Origin of the sequence: Streptomyces sp. TLI_185, assembly GCF_003814765.1 — a bacterium.
Lineage (GTDB): Bacteria > Actinomycetota > Actinomycetes > Streptomycetales > Streptomycetaceae > Streptomyces.
Genome location: NZ_RKRB01000001.1, coordinates 8,292,059 through 8,313,253, shown reverse-complemented (window position 1 = coordinate 8,313,253; position 21,195 = coordinate 8,292,059). Strand labels below are relative to the sequence as shown.

16 protein-coding genes and 1 pseudogene are annotated in these 21,195 nt (G+C 71.7%); 3 read left to right on the top strand and 14 right to left on the bottom strand.

Annotated elements, in window-relative coordinates; all coding sequences use genetic code 11:
• The first annotated feature begins 8 nt into the window (after positions 1-8).
• Positions 9-1,100: an enolase C-terminal domain-like protein gene (locus EDD92_RS38240; RefSeq protein WP_123968521.1), complete on the top strand. Its 1,092-nt coding sequence runs from the start codon at positions 9-11 to the stop codon at positions 1,098-1,100.
• A gap of 174 nt (positions 1,101-1,274) precedes the next feature.
• Here EDD92_RS38240 and EDD92_RS38235 read toward each other — a convergent pair whose 3' ends face one another.
• Both EDD92_RS38235 and EDD92_RS38230 read right to left on the bottom strand, forming a co-directional pair.
• Positions 1,275-2,294: an SDR family oxidoreductase gene (locus EDD92_RS38235; protein ID WP_399185517.1), complete on the bottom strand. Its 1,020-nt coding sequence runs from the start codon at positions 2,292-2,294 to the stop codon at positions 1,275-1,277.
• A gap of 24 nt (positions 2,295-2,318) precedes the next feature.
• Complete coding sequence (locus EDD92_RS38230) at positions 2,319-2,858, bottom strand: phage holin family protein (protein ID WP_123968520.1); 540 nt, start codon at positions 2,856-2,858, stop codon at positions 2,319-2,321.
• A gap of 147 nt (positions 2,859-3,005) precedes the next feature.
• On the opposite strand from EDD92_RS38230, the gene EDD92_RS38225 reads away from it, so the two are divergent.
• Entirely contained in the window at positions 3,006-3,554 is a 549-nt protein-coding gene (locus EDD92_RS38225) for a hemerythrin domain-containing protein (RefSeq protein ID WP_123968519.1), read from the top strand.
• A gap of 91 nt (positions 3,555-3,645) precedes the next feature.
• Positions 3,646-3,993, top strand: a complete 348-nt coding sequence (locus EDD92_RS38220; RefSeq protein ID WP_123968518.1) for a VOC family protein — start codon at positions 3,646-3,648, stop codon at positions 3,991-3,993.
• Positions 3,994-3,997: 4 nt separating this feature from the next.
• Here the strand turns inward: EDD92_RS38220 and EDD92_RS38215 are convergent, their stop codons facing one another.
• The 12 genes and pseudogenes from EDD92_RS38215 to EDD92_RS38160 form a co-directional block, all read right to left on the bottom strand.
• A complete protein-coding gene (locus EDD92_RS38215) occupies positions 3,998-5,926 on the bottom strand; it encodes a DUF5107 domain-containing protein (RefSeq protein WP_123968517.1) in 1,929 nt (642 codons plus the stop codon).
• Between the two features lie 167 nt (positions 5,927-6,093).
• The gene (locus EDD92_RS38210) at positions 6,094-6,663 is read right to left on the bottom strand and encodes a GNAT family N-acetyltransferase (RefSeq protein WP_123968516.1); all 570 of its coding nucleotides are present in this window, start codon (positions 6,661-6,663) and stop codon (positions 6,094-6,096) included.
• A 19-nt stretch (positions 6,664-6,682) separates the two neighbouring features.
• Positions 6,683-6,928: a DUF1049 domain-containing protein gene (locus EDD92_RS38205; protein WP_123968515.1), complete on the bottom strand. Its 246-nt coding sequence runs from the start codon at positions 6,926-6,928 to the stop codon at positions 6,683-6,685.
• 59 nt (positions 6,929-6,987) lie between these two features.
• Positions 6,988-8,751: a CocE/NonD family hydrolase gene (locus tag EDD92_RS38200; RefSeq protein ID WP_123968514.1), complete on the bottom strand. Its 1,764-nt coding sequence runs from the start codon at positions 8,749-8,751 to the stop codon at positions 6,988-6,990.
• A gap of 145 nt (positions 8,752-8,896) precedes the next feature.
• Positions 8,897-9,820, bottom strand: coding sequence for an LD-carboxypeptidase (locus tag EDD92_RS38195; RefSeq protein WP_123968513.1), 924 nt, complete (start codon positions 9,818-9,820; stop codon positions 8,897-8,899).
• The gene (locus EDD92_RS38190; protein ID WP_123968512.1) at positions 9,817-11,769 is read right to left on the bottom strand and encodes a prolyl oligopeptidase family serine peptidase; all 1,953 of its coding nucleotides are present in this window, start codon (positions 11,767-11,769) and stop codon (positions 9,817-9,819) included. The genes EDD92_RS38195 and EDD92_RS38190 overlap by 4 nt, the downstream gene beginning before the upstream one ends.
• Positions 11,770-11,786: 17 nt before the next feature.
• Entirely contained in the window at positions 11,787-13,091 is a 1,305-nt protein-coding gene (locus EDD92_RS38185; RefSeq protein WP_123968511.1) for a M20/M25/M40 family metallo-hydrolase, read from the bottom strand.
• Complete coding sequence (locus tag EDD92_RS38180) at positions 13,084-13,917, bottom strand: M55 family metallopeptidase (protein ID WP_123968510.1); 834 nt, start codon at positions 13,915-13,917, stop codon at positions 13,084-13,086. Before EDD92_RS38180 ends, EDD92_RS38185 begins: the two co-directional genes overlap by 8 nt.
• A gap of 141 nt (positions 13,918-14,058) precedes the next feature.
• A pseudogene (locus tag EDD92_RS38175) lies at positions 14,059-14,956 on the bottom strand (superoxide dismutase).
• 170 nt (positions 14,957-15,126) lie between these two features.
• Entirely contained in the window at positions 15,127-15,852 is a 726-nt protein-coding gene (locus tag EDD92_RS38170) for a class I SAM-dependent methyltransferase (RefSeq protein ID WP_123968509.1), read from the bottom strand.
• A gap of 178 nt (positions 15,853-16,030) precedes the next feature.
• A complete protein-coding gene (locus EDD92_RS38165; protein WP_123968508.1) occupies positions 16,031-18,526 on the bottom strand; it encodes a SpoIIE family protein phosphatase in 2,496 nt (831 codons plus the stop codon).
• 153 nt (positions 18,527-18,679) lie between these two features.
• Positions 18,680-21,103: an MFS transporter gene (locus tag EDD92_RS38160; protein ID WP_123968507.1), complete on the bottom strand. Its 2,424-nt coding sequence runs from the start codon at positions 21,101-21,103 to the stop codon at positions 18,680-18,682.
• Positions 21,104-21,195: the final 92 nt, after the last annotated feature.

Below are 21,195 nucleotides of genomic sequence, written 5' to 3'. Positions count from 1 at the left end.
GATCAGCGATGAAACTCCACCGCCCCGTCGTCTCCGTCTACACGGTGCCGACCGATGCTCCCGAGGCCGACGGCACGCTGGCCTGGGACTCCACGACCATGGTGATCGCCGAGGTGACGACGGGCGACGAGACCGGCACGGGCTGGACGTACGGCCCGCCGGCGGCCGGCGACTTCCTGCGCGACCACCTCGCCCCGCTGGTCGAGGGCCGCTCCGCCCTCGACATCCCCGCCGTGCACGACGCGATGTGCCGTTCCGTCCGCAACGCGGGCCGCCCCGGGATCGCCGCGGGCGCGATCTCCGCGGTGGACATCGCGCTGTGGGACCTCAAGGCGCGCCTCTTCGAACTCCCCCTGGCCCGGCTGCTCGGCGTGTGCCGCGAGCGGGTCCCGGTCTACGGCAGCGGCGGCTTCACGACGTACCACGAGACGCATCTGGCCGCGCAGCTCAACGGCTGGGTGCACGGGCAGCACATCCCTCGCGTCAAGATCAAGATCGGGGAGACCTGGGGCCGTGCGGCCGCCCGCGACCTGGCCCGCGTCCGGGCGGCACGCCATGTCATCGGTTCCGAGGCCGAGTTGTACGTCGACGCGAACGGCGCCTACACCCGCAAACAGGCCGTCCGCGTCGGCCGTGCCCTGGCCGAGCACGGTGTCGGCTGGTTCGAGGAGCCGGTCTCCTCGGACGACCTGACGGGTCTGCGCCTGGTCCGTGACGCCCTGGTGTGCGATGTGACGGCCGGCGAGTACGGCTACGACCTCCCCTACTTCGCCCGTATGATCGCGGCCGGCTCGGTCGACTGCCTGCAGATCGACGCGACGCGCTGCGGCGGCATCACCGAGTTCCTGCGCGCCGCCGCGCTCGCCCAGGCCCACGGCCTGGAGGTCTCCACCCACTGCGCCCCGCACGCCCACGCCGCGGCGGCCGCCTCGCTCCCCAACCTCCGCCACATGGAGTGGTTCCACGACCACGTACGCATCGAGGACATGTTCTTCGACGGGGCGCTGGACCCGACGGGGGGCACGGTGCGCCCGCTGGCCGGTCTGGGCCACGGGCTGACCCTGCGGACCGACGAGGTGGAGCAATACCGGGTCGGCTAGGGCCTGTCGTTTGGATCACCTCGGCGTCGCGAGGCCTGGCACGCACTCCCCCACCGCCTCAAAGGCGTGGGGAAACCCCCAGCGGCGTCGTCGCTGCACCCCCCAGACCCCGCTCGGCTCCAGGCGGCTGCAAGGCACCGCTCCCTGCAGCCGGCCTGGCCCAACCGACAGGGCCTAACGGCGGGCGAGCCGGGTCAGTTTCCGTGCGGCCACCACGCCGGCGCCGACGGTGAGCGCCGTCCCCACCCGACCACGGTTCCGGGAGATCCACTCCTGCGCACCGTCCGGCCGGGACTCGTCGTCGAACCGCCCGTGCGCCCCGAAGTCCCGTCCGTGCGCGCCGTCCGCCGGGGTCCACAGGTTGCCGATCTCGCCGTGCTCGCCCTCGTCCTGCTGGGCGTCGAAGCCGGTGCGTGCGAGATAGCGGTCGAGCACTCCGGGAGCCACCGCGTTGGCGAGCAGGGTGGCCACCGTGGAGCTTCCGACCCAGTACTCGCGCCGCCGGCCGTGGGAGGCGGCGTGCACGATCGCGCGGGCCGCGACCTCCGGCTGGAACACCGGTGCCACCGGTCGGGCCCGCCCCGGCATCCGGCTCAACACCCAGTCGAACTGCGGGGTGTTGACGGCCGGCAGCTGCACCATCGTCGTGCGGACGCCGCTGCCGGTGTGCAGCAGCTCGCACCGCAGCGACTCGTTGAACCCCTGGATCGCGTGCTTGGCCCCGCAGTACGCCGACTGCAGCGGAATCCCGCGGTAGGCGAGCGCCGAGCCGACCTGCACGATCGTGCCGCGGTCGCGCGGCAGCATGTGGTGCAGCGCGGCCCGGGTGCCGAACACACAGCCCAGATACGTCACTTCGGTCACCCGCCGGAACTCGTCCGGGGTGATCTCGGTGAACGGAGCGAACACCCCGGAGAAGGCGTTGTTGACCCATACGTCGATGTGCCCGAACGTGTCGGCGACCTGCTGGGCCGCGTCGTCGACCGCCTTGGCGTCGGCCATGTCGACGGTGACGACGAGGGCCTCGCCCCCGGCACGCTGCACCTCGTCGGCGGCCGCGGCGAGGCCTTCACGTCCGCGGGCGAGCAGCGCGACACGGTCGCCCCGGGCGGCGAAGGCCAGGGCCGTGGCCCGCCCCACGCCGCCGCTGGCCCCGGTCACGACGACGGCTTTACGGCCCCCCGGCACGGGCAGACCCCAACGGCTGCGCACGCCTCATCACGCCCGGTGGTGCGGCTGTTCGGGGTCGATGTCGTCCTGGCTCGGCGCGGGCGTGCCCGCACCGCCCGGCTCGCCCGCGACGGGCGCACCGGCGGCCCCGCCCAGACCGCCGGGCGCGACCGGCGGCATCGGCGGATACGGCGCCCCGAGTCCGCTCGGCGGCGCTGCGGGTGCCCGGCCGCCGACGACGGGGTCGCCCTGGCTCGCGGCCAGCTCCGCCTCCCGCTCCGACGTGGGCCGGGACGTGGCGGGGCGGGCCATGCCGCGCAGGACGTAGGCGATGACGCCGAGGACCGCCCCGGTGATCAGTGCCGCGGCCCAGTCGGGCAGGCCGATCGCGAGGGCCAGTCCGAGGGTGAGCGCGAGGGCCGCGCCCGCGTACAGGGCGACGGCGCCGGACACGGCGTACAGCATGGCCCTACGCCGCTGCTTGCGAGTCTGTTCGCGCAGTTCGTCGCGCACGGTCTCGCGCGCCACCTGCGCCAGCTCGTCGACCAGGTGCCTGTCCAGGTGCTCCAGATGATCCAAGCCTTCCATGCCCGCCGAGTACCCGTACGGGCGTACGGATAACGCGGTCCGTCACGGCTGGAAAGCGGTGCGTCAGCCCACGGCCGCCGGGTACCCGGCCCGCTCGCACGACCGCACGACCAAAACCCTCACTGACCCCTTTACAGGAGTTGCAGGATGACCGAGCGCACCGATGTGGTGGAGCTGCTCAAGGGGCAGCACACCCGGATCCGAGAACTGTTCGACGAGGTGGCGAACACCAAGGGCGCGGACCGAAAGCGGCACTTCCACGATCTCGTCCGGCTCCTCGCGGTGCACGAGACCGCCGAGGAGGAGGTCGTCCATCCCTTCGCCCGCAAGAACATCGACGGCGGCGAGCTGGTCGTGAAGGACCGGATCGAGGAGGAGGAGAAGGCCAAGGCGGCCCTGTCCCGGCTGGACGACATGGATCCGGACTCGCCCGAGTTCCTGGACCAGTTCGCGGCCCTGCGCCAGGACGTGCTCGCACACGCCGACAACGAGGAGCGGTACGAGTTCGCCCACTTCAGCCGGGTCGCCGACCGCGGCAGGCTGGAGACCCTGGCCCGTGCGGTGCAGGCGGCCGAGGCCCTGGCACCCACGCGTCCGCACCCGGGCACCGACACCGCCCTGAAGAACGTGGCAGTAGGCCCGGTCGCGGCCGTCGTCGACCGCACGCGTGACGTCGTACGCAAGGCGATGGGCTGATCCACGCCCCGGGGGCGGTCGGGTCGAGGACGATCTCCCGAAACGATCGGAAGTGATCTCCTCGCCCGGCCGCCCCAACTAGGCTTTCCGCATGGACATTCTGGGAGCCACGCTGCGCATCTGCGTCGACGACCTGGAGACCGCGGTCCCCTTCTACGAACGGCTGGCGGGCGGCAGAGCCCAACGCTTCGAACGCGGCGGCGTCCAGGTGGCCGCGGTCGGCTGCTTCCTGCTGATGAGCGGGCCCGAGGCCGAGCTGGAGGTGCTGCGCAAGATCTCCGCCACGATCGCCGTCAAGGACGTCGAGGAAACCCACCGGGTGCTCACCGGGCTCGGCGCGCACATCGTCGCGGGGCCGGTTCCCACGCCGGGGGGCCGCAACCTGATCGCGATGCATCCGGACGGCATGGTGTACGAGTACGTGGACCGCAACGTGTAGGTCCCTACGCCTCCGGCGGGCGCATACGGAAGTCGTACTGGGCCGGGAGCGGTTCGTCGGTCAGCCTCGACCAGAGTCGGCCGATCGCCTCTGCTCCCTCCCGCAGATCGGCGGCCTCGAAGCCCGCCCGGAAGACGTCCAGTGCCTCCTCCCGCCGCCCCTCCGCGAGCAGCAGCCCCGCCTCGATCAGCCGGAACCGGCCGCGCTCCCGGGTGGCGGGGTGCAGCCGCTCCCAGACCCCGCGCGCCTGAGCGGTGCGGCGTACGGCGAGCAGGGCCTCGATCGCCTCACGGCCCAGCGCGGCCGTGGCCGCCGTCCACCGTTCCCCGCCGTCGCGCCGCTCGTGGCACAGGTCGTCGAAGGCGTCGGCGTACCGGTCCGCGGCCCGCTCGTGGTTGCCGCTCTCCTGGTCGGCGACGGCGAGGCAGCGCAGCAACGGCCAGAGCGACGGGGCGAGTTCGAGGGCCCGCTCCCAGCTGCGCACCGCCTGCGCCAGGTCACCGGCGTACCACTGGGCGACACCCAGGTGGTATTCGGTGAGCGGGGTCGCGGGCGCGGTCTCCAGCATGTCCCGCCAGTGCGGAGCGACCAGCGTCTCGCCGGGCGGCCGCACCCGGCGCGGCTCGGGGAAGGCACCGGCCCGCAGCAGTTGCAGCCAGGGCTCCTGGGCCTCGCCGAGCGTGCCCTCGTCGAAGGGCGTGCCGGGCAGCTTCCAGTCGGCGCGCAGCACTTCGAGCGCACCCCAGCCGGAGCCGACGGCGAGGATCTCGCCGGGTTCGGTGTCGGCGTGCGGCTTCCAGGCGGCGTGGGCGGCGTCGACGGCGGCGCGCGGGAGTGCGGTTTCCAGGCGGGCTTCCCCTGCGTCGGCCGCCTCCGGAGAGCTCAGCGGACCGTAGGCCTCCAGCCACGACACCTCGCTCTCCGCTTCCAGCCGTACATGCTCCAGCTGGGTGCGGGCGAGCCCGGCCTGGATCTCCGAGTAGCCGCCCGTGCCGGGTTCGGTGAGCCACTGCTGCCAGCGGCGCCCGCCGGGTCCCTTCCCCCAGACGAAGAGCTTGCGTCCACGCAGCAGGTCGGTGGAGGTCTGCACCAGACCGTGCCCGTCCTCGTCGAGGGCGGCGATCCAGCGCCGTCGCGCATCGGGCAGGTCGTAGAAGTAGTCGGCGGCGTAAGGGAGTTGCTGTATCTCGGCGCACGAGGGTGCGGGCACCTTCCGCAGGCGCCGCTCGTACCCGAACTGCCAGGCCTCCTCCGCGGGGGCCAGCACCCGGCGCTCCTCCGGCACGGCGATGTTGGACCACCAGTACGTCGCCACGGGCCGCTCGTGCGGGTTGCGGATGCGGACGCCGACGTACAGGAAGTCGGAGTCCTCCGGCAGCCACAGGTCGACCTGGAAGGGCAGGTCCCGCAGGCGTTCCCACTCCCACAGCCGGAGCATCTCGCCGCCGTCGGGGGCGGGGACGCGGGCGGCGTGCAGCGGGGAACAGGAGAGGGTGGTGTGGCCGGTGGCGCCGATGTTCCATTCGATGCCGCCGGAGTACCAGGCGCCGTTGAGGGCGAAGTTCGCGGGCTGGAACACCGGGTTGCGGTACAGGAGTTCACGGCCGGTGGGCTTGTGCAGGAGGGAGGCGACACGGCCGCCGAGACCGGGCAGTACGGTGGCGCGCAGCCGGCCGTTCTCGATCACGAGGGCGTCGAACTCACGGGGCTGGCGTGCCCGCCCGTACCCGTCGCGCACCCGCACCGGCAGCAGGCTGCGGAGGGGTTCGTAGCCGGCCTGCCGGGCGATGTCCCGCGGCAGTTCGTCCCGGTCCCGGTCCTCGATGCGGTGAACCTCGTGCAGCAGCCGCAACGGGGGCAGCGGATTGTCCGGCCCCAACTCCGCGGCGGGCAACGTCAGTACCTCACGTCGGATGGTCGTCACGATCACCATGGAAGCCGCTCACCGGTGAGCTGACCAGGGGACCTACCGGTCAGGATTCCGCAAAGGGGACCTGCAGCGCCCCATAAGGGGCGCGGGGCCGTATCGATATGCGGCTCTGCCGCGTGGGCGCGACCAGCCACTACGACGCCGCAGACAACCGACAACCCCTCACGGCGCTACCCGCGCGAAGCGCCCCGCATCTCGACGGTGATCGCCCACCGCTCATGATCCCGCCAGTCCCCGTCAATAAAAATCATCCTTGGCGAGAACCCCTCAAGCCGAAAACCACACGCGCGCGCCAGCGCAATCGACGCCGCGTTCTGCGGCTGCGCATTGATCTCCAGCCGATGCAGCCGCATCGGCCCGAACGCGTACCCCACCACCAGGTCCAGCCCCTCCCGCATCAGCCCGCGCCCGGCGGCGTGCGCGAAGGCGCCGTAGCCGAGCGCGCCACACTGGAAGCCGCCCTCGACGATGTTGTTGATGTTGATGTACCCGGCGATGGCCCCGGCCCCCTGCGCGCCGTCCTTCTCGCAGACGAGGAATCCGGCCTTGGCCGGGTCCTCGATCAGCCGGCCCGCGTAAGCGGTGTACGCGCTCGCAGTGTCCGGCGGGAACAGCCAGGGGTGGTGCAGGTCCTTGCTCTCGCGGGCACGGGCGGTGAACTCGGCACCGTCCTCGTAGGTGAAGTGACGTATACCCACGCGGGGGCCTTCGGCGAGGTAACCGGATGCGGTGTGCGGCATCCCGTCACCCTACGGCGGTCTAACGTCGCCGCCTCATGAAATACGCCCCGAAGAACGAACCGATGGCGGCCGCGGCGAGCAGGGCCGTCGACAGCGGCATCGTGACCTCGGGGATCAGGAGGCGGATCCTGGTGTGGTGGGTGTTCTGGAAGATGAAGACCAGGGCGAAGACGGCGAGCAGCAGGACGGCGACCCGGCCGGGCGTCACGGCTGGGCCCCTCTCGCCGCTGTGCCTGGCACCCGGCTCGGAGGTCTTCGGGCTCATGCCACCAGGATGCGCCCGAAGACCCCCTCACGCACGGTGAGGACTGCCCGTGGGAGGCCTCACCCGCCGAGCACGGGCAGCTCCAGCACCCCGGTGTTCCCGGGCTCACTGGCCACGGTCACCGGTTTGATCCCGCGGTTGCCGAAGTAGGCGTCGTCGCTCGCCGCGATCACGAACTGCAGCCGGTGCCCCTTCTGGTACCGGTGCACGATGCCCGGCAGGCTCACGGTGAAGCTCTTGGTCACGTCCGGGACCCGGACCGGTGCGACCAGCCGGTGCACCAGCGTCTTGGTGCCGTCGGGGGCGATGTCGTACAGCTTGGCGAACAGAACGAGCCGGTCGGCGGCGTTGTCGGAGTTCTGGGCCTTCGCGGCCTGCGGGGAGTCGACCCTGAGCGTGACCCGGGGCGCGCCGACGACATCGGTGGTGCGGGCGAGCGGTTCACCGGTCCAGCCGAGGTAGGTGCCCTCGGTGTCGAACGGCGCCGGGTCCGGCAGCCCGCCGATCGCGGCCAGCGAGGTCTCCGAATGACTCGTCGGAGTCAGCCGGTTGGCGTACGTACGGCTGCCGAGGGCCACCTTCTTGCTGTTGTCGACGAGTTTGCCGTCCCCGGAGAGGTAGAGCTTCCGGCTGAGGGCGGGGAGGCGGTCGGCCGTGGCGTAGGTGTGGCCGGGGTCGGTGATCCAGTCGCGGTAGTAGGCGAGGGCCGGTCCGGTGTCGGTGTGCTGCCCCCGGAGGTAGCGGTCGAACCAGGACAGGATCCGCCTGCCGACGTAGCTGGTGTCCAAGTTGCCCTGGGTGAGGTTGAGTTCACCGTCCACCATGCCGCCGCTGTGCCCCCAGGACTGCCAGATCATCGCGGCGGGTGTGCCCTGGGCCTTCAGTGTCTTGTAGGTCGCCGTCGCCTCGTTGAGGTTGAAGAGGCTGTCGGCCTGCCCCTGGATCAGCAGGGTGGGCGCCCGGACCCGGTTCAGGTACGAGGCCGGTGAGACACTGCGGGCGTAGGCGAGCATCGCGGCGGTGGGGCCCGCGCGGTAGCTCCCGGAGTTCAGTGTGCGGATGGTGGCGCAGGCCCGGGTGACGAAGTGCAGACAGGTGAGGGAGTTGATCCGGGACGGGTCGAGGTTGGGCTGTGTCAGTGCCTGGCCCTCGCCGAGGAGGTAGAACCCGTTGGTCCACTGCCATTTGAAGGCGCCGGGGACGGTGCCGCCGGCGTTGTTGGGGTCCAGCGCGTAGGCGAGGCTGTTCCAGGTGACCAGGGGGACCAGCGCGTCCACCCGGTGGTCGACGGCGGCCGTCGCCAGCTGGACGGCTCCGCCGTACGAGCCGCCGATCATGCCGACCCGCGGGTCGCCCGCGCCGTCGAGGGTGACGAAGTCGGCCCTGGTGCCGTCGTCGGCGGCACGCCTGCCGGCCAGGAAGTCGATCAGCCGGGAGGCCGCGGTGCCGTCGATGCCGGGGTCGTCGAGCGAGATCAGGCAGCCCGAGCGGCCGAAGCCGAGCCCGGAGTAGATCAGGGACACATAGCCGCGTGAGGCGAGGGCCTTGCCGATGGCGTCGGTCGTGCCGTCGGACTTGCTGCCACCGAAGCCGTTCGTGGCGAGGACGGCCGGGGCGCGGTGGGCGCTGTCGACGCCCGCCGGGCGGTACAGATCGGCGTCGACCGCGCAGCGGCGGCCGCCCGCCTGGACGGTGAACTTCAGTGCCGTGACGCTGTATTGGCCTGCGGCGGACACGGGATCGGTGAGTGCCTGGGGTGCGGCGAGCGCCGCGCCCAGGGCGAGAGCGAGCGGAGCCCGGGATCTGAACACGCGTCGGGACACTGAGACCTCCACACTCAGGACAGCTCTGCTTACCGACCAGTAAGTAACCACCGCTTGTCATGGTGTGACACGTGTCATACGAGGTCAATCGCCCAGACGAGTGTTCTTGACGGATATTCAGTGAAGACGGCCCGGGAGAGGCGGTTCAGCGCAGTGCAGGCTCATCGAGCGTCAAGGTGCCCGCGTCGGCGTCGAGTTCGGCGCTCACGCCGAAGGGGATGGTCAACGCGCCCTCGCAGTGCCCGAATCCGAACTCCTCGACGACGGGCACGCCGAGGCTTCCGAGCCGGTCCACGAGGACGGCGCGCACTTCCTCGTAGGGACCGCACTTCACCCACGACCCGAGTGCGATCCCGGTGACGCCGTCGAGCCATCCGCTGCGCAGCAGCTGGGTCAGCATCCGGTCGATGCGGTACGCCCGTTCGCCGACGTCCTCGATCAGCAGCAGCCCACCGCGGGCACCGTCGTGGGCGTGCGGCGTCCCGAGATCGGAGGCGAGCATGCTCAGACAGCCGCCCAGCGTGACGCCCCGCGCCCGCCCGGCAACCAGAGCGGGGCCATCGGAGACGAGGGTGCGAACCCTCTCCGGAGCGAACAGGGTGGCCTTCAGGTGTTCCTGCGCGCGGGCGTGCTTGATGAAGTCGACACCGGCGGCCGCCGGTCCGTGCAGGGTGACCAGGCCCAGCCGGTTGGCGAACGCCTGGTGCAGCACCGTGATGTCGCTGAAGCCCACGAACACCTTGGGTCCGGCGGCCCGCATCGCCTCCCAGTCGAGCAGGTCGACCATCCGCTGCGCCCCGTACCCGCCCCGCGCGCACAGCACCGCGTCCACCGAGGGGTCGCACCAGACGGCCTGCAGATCGGCGGCCCGGTCGGCATCCGTGCCCGCCAGGTAGTCGAACTCGCCGTGCCGGTCCAGCACATGGGGTGCCACGACCGGGTCGAGGTCCCATCCCCGCAGCAGGTCGAGCCCTGCCTGCACCCGTTCTTCCGGGACCGGACCGCTGGGCGCGACGACGGCCACGCGGGCGCCGGGGGCGAGTCGGGACGGCCGCAGGAGTTCTCTCACTTGGTCAGCTCCAATGTCGGGACACCGCGCGGGTTCAGCCCGAAGACCTGGGCGTAGAGGGAGAGTTCCGACTCCAGGACACGGATCATGGTCTCCGCCCGCCGGAACCCGTGCCCCTCCCCCTCGAAGGCGATGTACGCGTGCGGCACCCGCCTGCCCTCCATCCGCGCCAGGAACCGTTCGCACTGGGCGGGCGGGCAGATCACGTCGTCCAGGCCCTGCAGCAACAGGAAGGGTGCGGTGATGCGGTCGGCGTGCTCGGCGGGCGACCGCTCCGCGTACCGGCCGGGGACCTCGGCGAGCGGCCCGACCAGGGTTTCCAGGTACTGCGACTCGAAGTCGTGGGTCTCCCCCGAGCCCCAGCCGGCGAGGTCGAGGATGGGGTAGAGGATCGTGCCGCAGGCGTAGACGTCGGTGGCGGCGAGGGAGGCGGCCGAGGTCCAGCCGCCCGCGCTGCCGCCACGGATCGCGAGCCGCTCGCGGTCGGCTGTCCCCTCGTCGGCGAGGGCGAGCGCGACGGCCGCGCAGTCCTCGACGTCGACGACGCCCCACTGCTCGCGCAGCCGGTTCCGGTACTCGCGCCCGTGCCCGGTCGAGCCGCCGTAGTTGACCTCGGCGACGCCGATGCCCCGGGAGGTGAAGTAGGCGATCTCCAGGTCCAGCACGAGCGGCGCCCGGCTGGTGGGGCCGCCGTGCGCCCAGACGACGTACGGCGGCAGCTCGTCGCCGGGCGAGACGCAGCGCGGGTTGTGCGGCGGGTAGATGTGTGCGTGGATGTCGCGTCCGGCGGGTCCGGTGAACGTGCGGATCTGCGGTTCGGGGTAGTACGCGGGGTCGACCGCGTCCTCGTGCTCGGCGCCGATCACGCGGGCCCGGCCGGCCCGGGTGTCGAGTTCCACGACCTCGTAGGCGCTGCGCGGGCTGGCTCCGACGGTGACAACACGCTCGCCGTGCGCTGCGAGCGTGGGCGCGAACTCGGTCCAGGGGCCGGCGGCGTCGACGACCTCGCCGGTCTCGGGGTCGAGGATGCCGAGCGCGGTGGCGCCGCGGCCGTGCACCACGGCGATCAGTCCGCTGTCCAGCGGGGCGAACCAGCGCTGCCCGAGCTTCCACAGCGGCCCGCCGAACTCCTCCTCGCGCGGACAGAGCGGTACGCCGTCGCGGTAGAGGTTCCACCAACCGGTGCGGTCGCTCACATAGAGGAGCGAGCCGTCGGCGGTCCAGTCCGCCTGGGCGATCGACTCGTCCGGACCGCCGGCGAGCGTGCGTGCCTCCCTCAGCGTGCCGTCCTCGGCGACCCCGGCCAGGGCCAGTTCCGTGCCGTCCCACGGCATCCGCGGATGGTCCCAGGCGAGCCAGACCGCGCTGCGTCCGTCGGGCGAGAGCCGGGGACCAGTGACGAACCGGTGCCGGCCGTCGGTGAGTTCGCGTACGGCATCCCGGTCCTGGGCCGCCGAGCCGTCCAGCGGCACCGCGGCCAGGACGCGGCGCACGTCGGTGGGCCCGTCGCCGGTGAACTCCTCCAGCACGCACCACACTTCACCGCGTTGGACCTGCAACTGCGGCTCCACCCAGCGCAGTCCACCGCCCACCAGCGACACGGGCGTGAGGGGACGCGGGTCGCTTCCGGGCTCGTACCGGTAGAGCCGCTGGTCGGCGAAGTTCACGAACACCACGAGCGGCCGTCCGTCCACGACCGTCCCGGCCCAGGGCTGCCCGCCGTACTCGATGACGCGGCTGCGGACGTTCCACGGCGTGGGCAGCAGCGGCTCCTCCCGGCCGTCGGCGCGCCGCCGCACCAGGGTGCGGCGGCCGCCCTCGGCGGGCCGTGGCTCGGTCCACCACACCTCGTCGCCCACGAAGCCCACGTACTCGGGGCGCCCGTCGTGCGCGGCGGCGAGCGCCGCGTCGATGGGCGAGGGCCAGGAACCGTACGGCAGTCTCTGCACGTTCTCCCCCAACTCGCCTAGGCCGTCCGCAGGAAGCGGTCGAGGACGCGGACACCGAAGTGCAGCGCCTCGACCGGGACCCGCTCGTCGACCCCGTGGAACATGGCCTGGTAGTCGTACCCCTCCGGGAGCCTCAGCGGCGTGAACCCGTATCCGGTGATGCCGAGCCGCGAGAACTGCTTGGCATCCGTGCCACCCGACATGCAGTACGGCACCACGTGCCCCTCGGGCGCGAACTCCTCGACGGCGGCACGCATCTTTGCGTACGTCGGCGAGTCCACCGGCGCCTGGAGGGCCACCTCACGATGGTGGAACTCCCACTCCACGTCGGGTCCGGTGAGCTGGTCAAGGGTCGTGCGGAACTCGTCCTCGCCGCCGTACAGATACCGCCCGTCGACATACGCGACGGCTTCCCCGGGGATCACGTTGAGCTTGTAACCGGCCTCCAGCATGGTCGGGTTGGCGCTGTTGCGTACGGTCGCCTCGACGAGCCTGGCCGCAGGGCCGAGCTTTTCGAGCAGCCCGTCGATGTCGTCCGGGTCGACGTCGAAGCCGTAGAGCGCGGCCAGCTCGGCCAGAGCGGCCCACACGGTCGGAGTCGGCCGCAGCGGCCACTCGTGCTCGCCGATGCGGGTGATCGCGGCGGCGAGACGGGTGACCGCGTTCTCGCTGTTCACCTTGGAGCCGTGCCCGGCGCGCCCGCGCGCGGTGAGCTTCAGCCAGCCCGTACCGCGCTCACCGGCCGCGATCGGGTAGATCTGCCGCCCGCTGCCGTCGTGGAAGGTGAACGCCCCCGACTCGCTGACGCCCTCGGTGCACCCCTCGAACAGCCCCGGGTGCTGATCGGCGAGGTACCCGGAACCGTCCCGGGCACTGTCCTCCTCGTCGGCGGTGAACGCGACGACGATGTCACGCCGGGGCCGCACGCCCTGCCGCGCCCAGCTCCGCAGCACGGCCAGGATCATGGCGTCCATGTTCTTCATGTCGACGGCGCCGCGCCCCCACACCACCCCGTCGCGGATCTCCCCGGAGAAGGGGTGCACGGTCCAGTCCTCGGCCCGGGCGGGTACGACGTCCAGATGACCGTGGAGGAGCAGCGCGTCGGCGGCCGGGTCGGTCCCCTCAAGGCGCGCGACGACGTTCGTACGTCCCTTGGTGCGCTCCAGGAGCGTGGGTTCGAGTCCGGCCCCCGCCAGCTGCTCGGCGGCGTACTCGGCGGCGGGCCGCTCCCGGCAGTCGCCGCCGCCGCGGTTGGTGGTGTCGATACGGATGAGGTCGGAGGTGAACCGGACGACCTCGTCCAGAGCCTGCTGGTCAGCCATACTGCTCCTCCACGGCGGCCGAGACGATCGTGGTGACCGCCTTGAAGGTACGGATCCCCTCGTACATCGTCTCGCTGGTGTACGCCACCTTCCGCTCCCCGATCCGGCCGACACCCGGCACGACGGTGGCGGCCATGGCTAGATGCTCCGCGTCGAATTCGAGGGCGACGGTGAACGGCCCTGCCTGAACGGGCTGGTGACGGACCGCCAGCTGCGCCGCGTCCTTGGCGGCGGCCCGGATGTCGGATGCGGTCCTGGCCGGCGTACGGCACACGGCCGCGTACCGCGACACATGGTCCTTGACCGCGACCTTCAGTGCCTCGGGCGCATACCCGAGGGCGTCCTCGCAGGCCACGTCGTCGCCGGTGACGAGGACGACGGGCACTCCGTACTCGGCGACGACGTGCGCGTTGAGCAGGCCCTCACTGGCGCGTACGTCGTTCAGCCACACCCCGGTGATGGAGTTGGCGAGGTAGGTGTGGGCGAGGACGCCCTCCATCCCGGCACCGGCGTGATAGCCCACGAAGGCGATGCCGTCCACGTCCCCGTGCTGCACGCCCTCGACCATGGAGAGGGACTTGTGTCGCCCGGTGAGCATCTCCGTCCGCTCGTCGAGCTGCTCGAGGAGCAGGTTGCGCATGGTCCAGTGGGCCTCGTTGACGAGGACCTCGTCCGCCCCGCCGTCGAAGAACCCCAGCACGGCGGCGTTGACGTCCGAGGTGAACATCGAGCGGCACCGCTCCCACTGCGGTGTCCCCGGCAGCACGTCGGCCGGCCAGGTCACCCCCGTGGCACCCTCCATGTCGGCGCTGATCAGGATCTTCATGGTGCGTCACGTTACGCGCCGCGGGGGAAACCGGCCAGGAAGCAGGGGGCCGGAGCGTACGACGGAGCAGGTCAAGGAGCACCGCCCAGTGCCGCTCCGTGGCCTGAGTGCTGTACATCGCCGACCTGCTCGACGAGGTCTTCAGAGCGATACAGCGACCGCGTTGAACGTCGTTTCCGGCGTCTGCGGGCTGGTGAAGCGCGCGTTGACGAGGTACAGGCGGTCGCCGAACCGGGCGGCGGTCGTGGGGACGTCGAAGCGCGGGTCGGTGATCGTACGGCGCAGGGTGGCCGCGGTGGCCTTGGCGTCGAGCTCGAACACGCTGATCAGGTTCAGGCGGTTCTGTACCACGTAGAGGGTGCGGCCGATGCGCCACAGACCGTCGCCACCCGCGACGTTGTTCGCGCCGGCCAGGCGTGCTGCTGACGACGATCAGACCCCCGCCGTCGGGGGTGGAGACGATGCCGTTGGCGTTGTTGACGTCGGGTGTCTGCACCCAGTCGCCGGTCAGCGGCAGCGCACGCACCTGGCCGTCGCGGCCGCGCGGCACCCCGTACAGGACGGCGTCGCGCGAGTCGGTGAACCAGGCGCGGTCGCCGAGCAGGGTGACGTCGTTGATGAAGTGACCGGTGGCGTCGGTCAGTTGGTGCGTGCTCAGGAGTTCGCCGGTGCGGGAGTCGTGGACACGGGCGACTCCGGTGCCGCCCGCGACATAGAGCAGGTCGTCGCGGTCCAGCTTCAGGCCCACGGCCACCTGGCCGGTGGCACCCGCGTAAAGCACCCCGCCCTCGCCCGTGCGCAGATCGGTGCGGTAGATGGCGCCGTTGGCGCGCGAGCCCATGTAGGCGTAAGGCTTGCCGCCGATCGTGATGCCCTCGGGGAGCCAGCCGTCGGGGAGCGGGAACTCGGCCGGCCAGGTGGCTCTGGCCGCGGACGGGCCCGCGCTCGCCGTGCCCGCGCCGGCCGCCACCGCGAGGGTGGCCAGGGCCGCTGAACCGAGCAGGGCGCGCCGGGACGGGCGGGGGTGGTTCGGGGTCATGGTTCGGGCCTCCATGACGTGGGGGTGGGACTCGGCGAACCAGTGAACTTTGCAAACCTTGGCGACTCGATGACCCGGCATTGGCCGAGTTTTCGAATTGTGTTCGCATGTACGAACCGCTGTCCGCGGGAGTTCCCCTGCGCCCCACCCTCACCTCACGGTGTCGGCCGTCAGCTCGTGCGCCCCGCCACCAGCCACTTGGACGGCAGCACGATCCGATCGCCGTCGGGGCCGAACTCCGTGGTGGTCAGCGGGAGTTCGCCGCCGGCCAGGACGGTGAGGCCGGCCGTGCGCACATACTCGGGCACGGCGTCGTCGGCCACTTCACCCGGGGCGATGCCGTGCTGGAAGATCGGTGCGAGCTTGGCCGGCGGTCCGGTGGGGCTCTGTGCCAGGCCCAGCAGCACGGGCTTGGCGGCCTCGGAGAGTTCCACGAGGAAGACCCGGCCGCGCTCGCCGACGAGCGCGGCGATCCCGTCCACCATGGGCTGCCGGTCCTCCGGTTCGGCCTGGTGCAGGACGCCGCGCATATAGACGTTGGCGTCGCCGATCTCGGCGTGCAGCGTCTCCGTCTCGCTCTTCTCGACGGCGTCCAGCACGCGGTACGTCGCCTGTCCGGCAGGGTCGGCGTGCTGAGCGCGGTCGAGGGCGGCGGCGGACAGATCCGCGCCGACCACGCGCCTGAACCGGTCGGCGAGGAACCGGGTCTGGGTGCCGTTGCCGCAGCCGAGGTCCACCATCGCCAGACTGGGGTCGGCGAGGTGCGGCTCGAACAGGCCCAGGTGTATGCCGACGGTCAGGGTCGGCTCCGCGTCCCAGAACACGGCCCCCTGTTCCTCCGGGGCTGCACGCCAGAAGCCCTCCCAGGCCTCCCGGTACCGACTCGTCACGCTCATGCCCACTCCCCAGGGTGCGATGTACTGGCCCGATTCAAGTGACGGGCGAGTACGGTCTATCGCGCCCCGGTCACGGCTACAAGCGCGCGGCGCATTCCTTCACTCCGCATTCGAGGGGCGTACGCCCCCGGGCGCCCCCACACTCCTGATGTGCAGTCAGCACAGGTCTGTTGTGCGGTCAGCGCCGGGGCAGGGTCAGTTCGAACCAGACGGTCTTGCCCGCCTTCGTACGGCTGGTGCCCCACTCGCGGGCGAGGGCGCTGACCACGCGCAGTCCGCGTCCGAACTCGGCCTCCGGGCCGGCGCTGCGCAGGGTCGGCAGGTCGTGGTCGTCGTCGTCCACTTCGCACAGCAGGGTGTCGCCGCGGACGAGCCGCAGTTCGACGGGGCGGCTGTGGGAATGCCGTACGGCGTTGGTGACGAGCTCGCTGACCAACAGCTCGGCGCCCGGGGCGAGTTTGGCGAGCCCCCAGTCGTGGAGCTGTTCGCGGACGACGGTACGCGCGCGGCCGACCTCGATCGGGTCGGGGGCGAGGCGCCACTCGGCGACGTCGTCCGGCTCGATGCCGTTGAGGCGGGCCATCAGCAGGGCCACGTCGTCCTTGCGGCCGCCGCGGGTGTTGAGGGCGCGGATGATGGAGTCGCAGGCGTCGTCCATGGACGCGGCCGGGTGGGCGGCGGACTCGCTGAGGGTCGCCAGGCCCACGCCGATGTCCTCGCCGCGCACCTCGACGAGTCCGTCGGTGCACATCACGATGCGGTCGCCGGGCTCCACACGCACGCGTACCGCTTCGAAGGGCACTCCGCCGACGCCGATGGGTGCGCCCGTCGGCAGGTCGAGCAGCTCGCTGCGGCCGTCCTCCGCGCGGACCAGCACCGGTGGGATGTGGCCTGCGTTGGCGATGTGCAGTTCGCTCGCGATCGGGTCGTAGACGGCGTACAGACAGGTCGCGAGGTAGGTGTCGCCGAGGCGCTGCGCGAGGTCGTCGAGGTTGCGGAGCAACTGCGCGGGCGGCAGGTCGAGGGCGGCCATGGTCTGCACGGCCGTACGCAACTGGCCCATCATGGCGGCCGAGTTGAGGCCGTGGCCCATGACGTCGCCGACGACCAGCGCCGTGCGGGCGCCGGGCAGTTTCACGGAGTCGAACCAGTCGCCGCCGACCCGTCCGAGGAGCGTGCCCGGCAGATAACGGGTGGCGATGTCGCAGCCCGCCATGCGCGGCGGGATGTGCGGCAGCATGCTGTCCTGGAGGGTCTCGGCGACGCTCTCCTGGTACGTGTACATGCGCGCGTTGTCGAGCACGAGGCCCGCGCGGGCGGCGAGTTCGGCGCCGGTGACCCGGTCCATGTCGTTGAACTCGACGCGCTCCGGGTGGCGCAGCAGGATCATGAATCCGAGCACCACGTTGCGTGCCTTCAGGGGCACGATCAGCATGGAGCGGTTGGTGATCAGCGGCCGGATGTCCCGCTTCTCGAACTGCGAGGCGATGGCGTGACCCATCTCCACGCTGATGCGCGGCACCAGGACGGGCTCACCGCTGGTCATGCACTGGAAGAACGGCGTGTGCGCCGGGAAGGGCATGGCCTCGCCGACCGGCACGACGTCGTCCCAGCGGCCGGGTTCGTCGGTGTGCTCGAGGGCGACCCGGTGCCACATGGTGGTCGTGTCCGGAACGCCGTCCGGGAACCCCTCGCCGGCGACGACCTGTTCGCGCAGATAGGTGCCGGCGACGTCCGTGAAGCGCGGGACGACTGCCTTGCTGACCTCGATGATGGTCGTCGACAGGTCGAGCGAGGTGCCGATCTTCCCACTGACCTCGTTGAGGAACTCCAGGTGTTCGCGTACGGCGGCGTACTCGAGGTCCTCGGCGTCGTCGGCGAGTTCGTGCGGTACCGGCAGGCCCTCGGCCGCCGCCCGCGCGGCCCGCTCGCGGCGGGCCTTGCGCTCGATGCGCCGCGGCACACCCCAGTCGGGGGTGACGGGCACCCGGTCGTTCTGGCTGAACTCCAGGACGGGATAGCCCAGTTCCAGGACCTGCGCGACGATGCGGGCGCTCTCGTCGACGCTCATGCTGGGCAGGATCTCGGGCAGCCGGCGAGCCAGCTCCTCGGCGCCGGGGAAGTCCGTGTGCAGGGCGAAGCCGGGCGCGATCCGCTCGAACGCCAGATCTCCTTCGCTGCCGTCTGCTTCGTCCTGACGGAGACCGGCGGTTTCGGCGGCGAGCACGAGCAGCCGCTCGTGCCCCGGTCCGACCAGGGGGTAGGCCCACCACAGCACGTCCACGCGCGCATGGAGGCTGTCGTGTTCGGGGACGGTGAGGCGGGCGCGGCCCGCGGCCGGGTAGGAGAGCCTGCCGTCGAGGGACGACTCCAGGTCGGGGCCGAGTCCGTCGTACGCGCCGTATGCCCCGTACGGGGTGATGTCATCGTCCTCGGGCAGTGCGCCGGAGACGGGCAGCAGGTCCACCGCCGCGCGCCCTATCGCGTCGTCCTTGGGGACTCCGAAGAGCCGGCCCGCGCCCCTGCTCCAGTGGGAGACGAGGCCGTCACGGTCCACTACGACCACGGCCAGCGGGATGCGGCCGGCCGCGGCGGACTCCGTCGCCGCGCCGTTCCCAGCTCCGCGGCTGGGAGGCGCATCCCTCTCGGTGCCACGGTCGGTGCCATTGTCCATGGCCCAGGCCCTCTCTCCCCACGGCTCCGCAAGATCTGTGCCGCCTGCTCCACCGTACGGCTCCGGCCGGTGGTGATGTGCGGCAATGCGGGAATTGGTGCAACGGAACGGGCCCCGCGCGCGGGGGCGCGCGCCGGAGCGCGTGACGCTGCGTCAGTCTTCGTGCCCCAGTTGCAGGTCCCGCTCGGTCCGGCCGCCTCCCGCGACCTGGAGCACGGTGGCGACCGGCGGGTAACCGGCCGCGATGACGGTGTACTCGCCGGAGGACAGGTCGACGAACCGGAACGTTCCGTCGAGTCCGGTGGTCAGCGTGTCCACCACGTTGCCCGCCGCGTCCAGCAGGGTCACGCGCGCGTCGTCGACCAGCCGCCCGCCGCTGGTGCGCACGGTGCCGCGCAGCACGGCGCCGCCCGCGAGTTCGACGTCCTGGCGGGTCTCCCGTGAGGCCTGGACGGTGACCGGGAGCGCGGCCGGGCGGAACCCGGGCGCGCTCGCGGCGAGGGTGTACTCGCCGGCCACCAGCTCGGTGATGACGTAGCCGCCCTCGCGTCCGCTGCGGGTGGTGGCGACGACCTCGCCGCGTACGTCGGTGAGCGTGACGGTGGCGTCGCGCACGGGGGTGCCGTCGGCGGTGAGCACGCCGCCGGCGAGGCGTCCGGCGCCGCCGAGGACGACATCCAGCTCGACGGGGCGCTCGCCGACGGTGACGGAGACGGCCTGCGGCTGGTGGCCGCCCGCGGCGGCGATGAGGACGTACGATCCCGCGCCGGGCGTGGACAGCGCGTACCGCCCGTCCTCGCCGCTGGCGCCCCGACCGATCTGCTGTCCGGCGGCGTCGATGAGCGTGAGCGCGGCGCGGGGGACGACGGTGCCGTCGGGGTGCTGCACCGTGCCGCAGACGGGGACTCCGGCGGCGTACGGCGAGCGAAGCGAGATGGGGGTCCCCCCGCCCGAAGGGTGGGGGAGGGCCTGCGGGATCGCGGCGGTCGCGGGCTCGGTTTCGGCGGCGTTGTAGGACACCAGGGGTTTCTCCTTGAGGAAGAACGCGATGAGCAGGCCGAGGGCGAGCACCGGCACCAGGTAGAGGAAGATCCGGGGCATGGCGTCGGCGTACGCCCGGATGTAGTCGTCGCGCAGCGGCGCGGGCAGCGCGTGGACGAGCTGCGGGGTGATGGACTCCGGGTCGGGAAGCTGTGCACCCGCGCGCGTGGGGAGCCGTTTTGCGAGGGCGTCGGTGAGCCGGTCGGCGAAGAGGGTGCCGAAGACCGCGGCGCCGACGCTGCCGCCGATCTGCCGGAAGTAGTTGTTGGCACTGGTGGCGGTGCCGAGGTCGGCGGGGCGCACGGAGTTCTGCACGGCGAGGATCAGGACCGGCATCACCATGCCGATGCCGGCACCGAGGACGGCCATCCAGAGGCTGTAGTCCAGTCGGGGCGTGTCGACCTGGAGGCGGGAGAGCAGCCACATGCCGACGACGGAGACGGCGCACCCGAGGACGGGGTAGATCTTGTAGCGTCCGGTGTGGCTGATGAGCTGGCCGGAGACGATCGAGGCCCCGACGATGCCGCCCATCATGGGCAACATCAGCAGACCCGACTCGGTGGCGGAGGCCCCGTCGACCATCTGCAGAAAGGTCGGCAGATAGCTGGCGGCGCCGAACAGGGCGACGCCGATCACGAGGCCCACCAGACCGGTGACGTTGAAGACGGAGTCCCTGAACAGCCGCAGCGGGATGAGGGGTTCGGCGGCGAAGTGCTCGGCGACGAGGAAGAGCACGGTGGCGGCCGCCGCTCCCGCGCCGAGACCGAGGATCACCCGCGAGTCCCAGGCGTACTCGGTGCCGCCCCAACTGGTCAGCAGGACGAGGCAGGTGGAGGCGGCGGCGAGCAGCAGCGCGCCGAGCACGTCGAGCCGCGCCTTGGCCTGCGGCTTCGGAAGCTTCAGGACGACGGTGACGACGGCCAGGGTGAGCAGGCCGAAGGGGACGTTGAAGTAGAAGCACCAGCGCCAGGACAGGTGGTCCGTGAAGTACCCGCCCAACAGGGGGCCGGCAACAGACGCGAGGCCGAACGCGGCGCCGATCAGGCCCATGAAACGGCCGCGCCGGCGGGGCGGCACGATGTCCGCGATGATCGCCTGCACGCCGATCATGAGCCCGCCCGCGCCGACACCCTGGACCGCGCGGAAGGCGATCAGCTGGTCCATGCTCTGCGCCCGGCCCGCGAGCGCGGCGCCGATCACGAAGACGACGATGGCGAACTGGAAGACGCCCTTGCGGCCGAGCAGGTCGCCGAGCTTGCCGTAGACCGGGAGGCCCACGGTGGCCGTGAGGAGGTAGGCGGTGATCGCCCAGGACATCCTGTCCAGGCCGTGCAGCTCACCGACGATCTTCGGGAGCGCGGTGGCGACGATCATCTGCTCCAGGGCGGCGAGCAGCAGCGCCAGCATCAGCCCGAGGAAGACCAACCGCACCCGGCGCGGGCTCGGTTCGACCGGGTGGGGCGGTGCGGCGGGGGTCTGCGGGGGCGCCACGGCGGGTTCGCCCCGCAGCCCGCCCTGCACCGTCGTCCCGCTCACGTACCGCTCCCCTCGCCGCGCTGCCACACAATTCCGCTCAAGGCGGCAACTACGGGCAAGCGCGACGAGTTACGGCGGACCGGTGCGGCGCA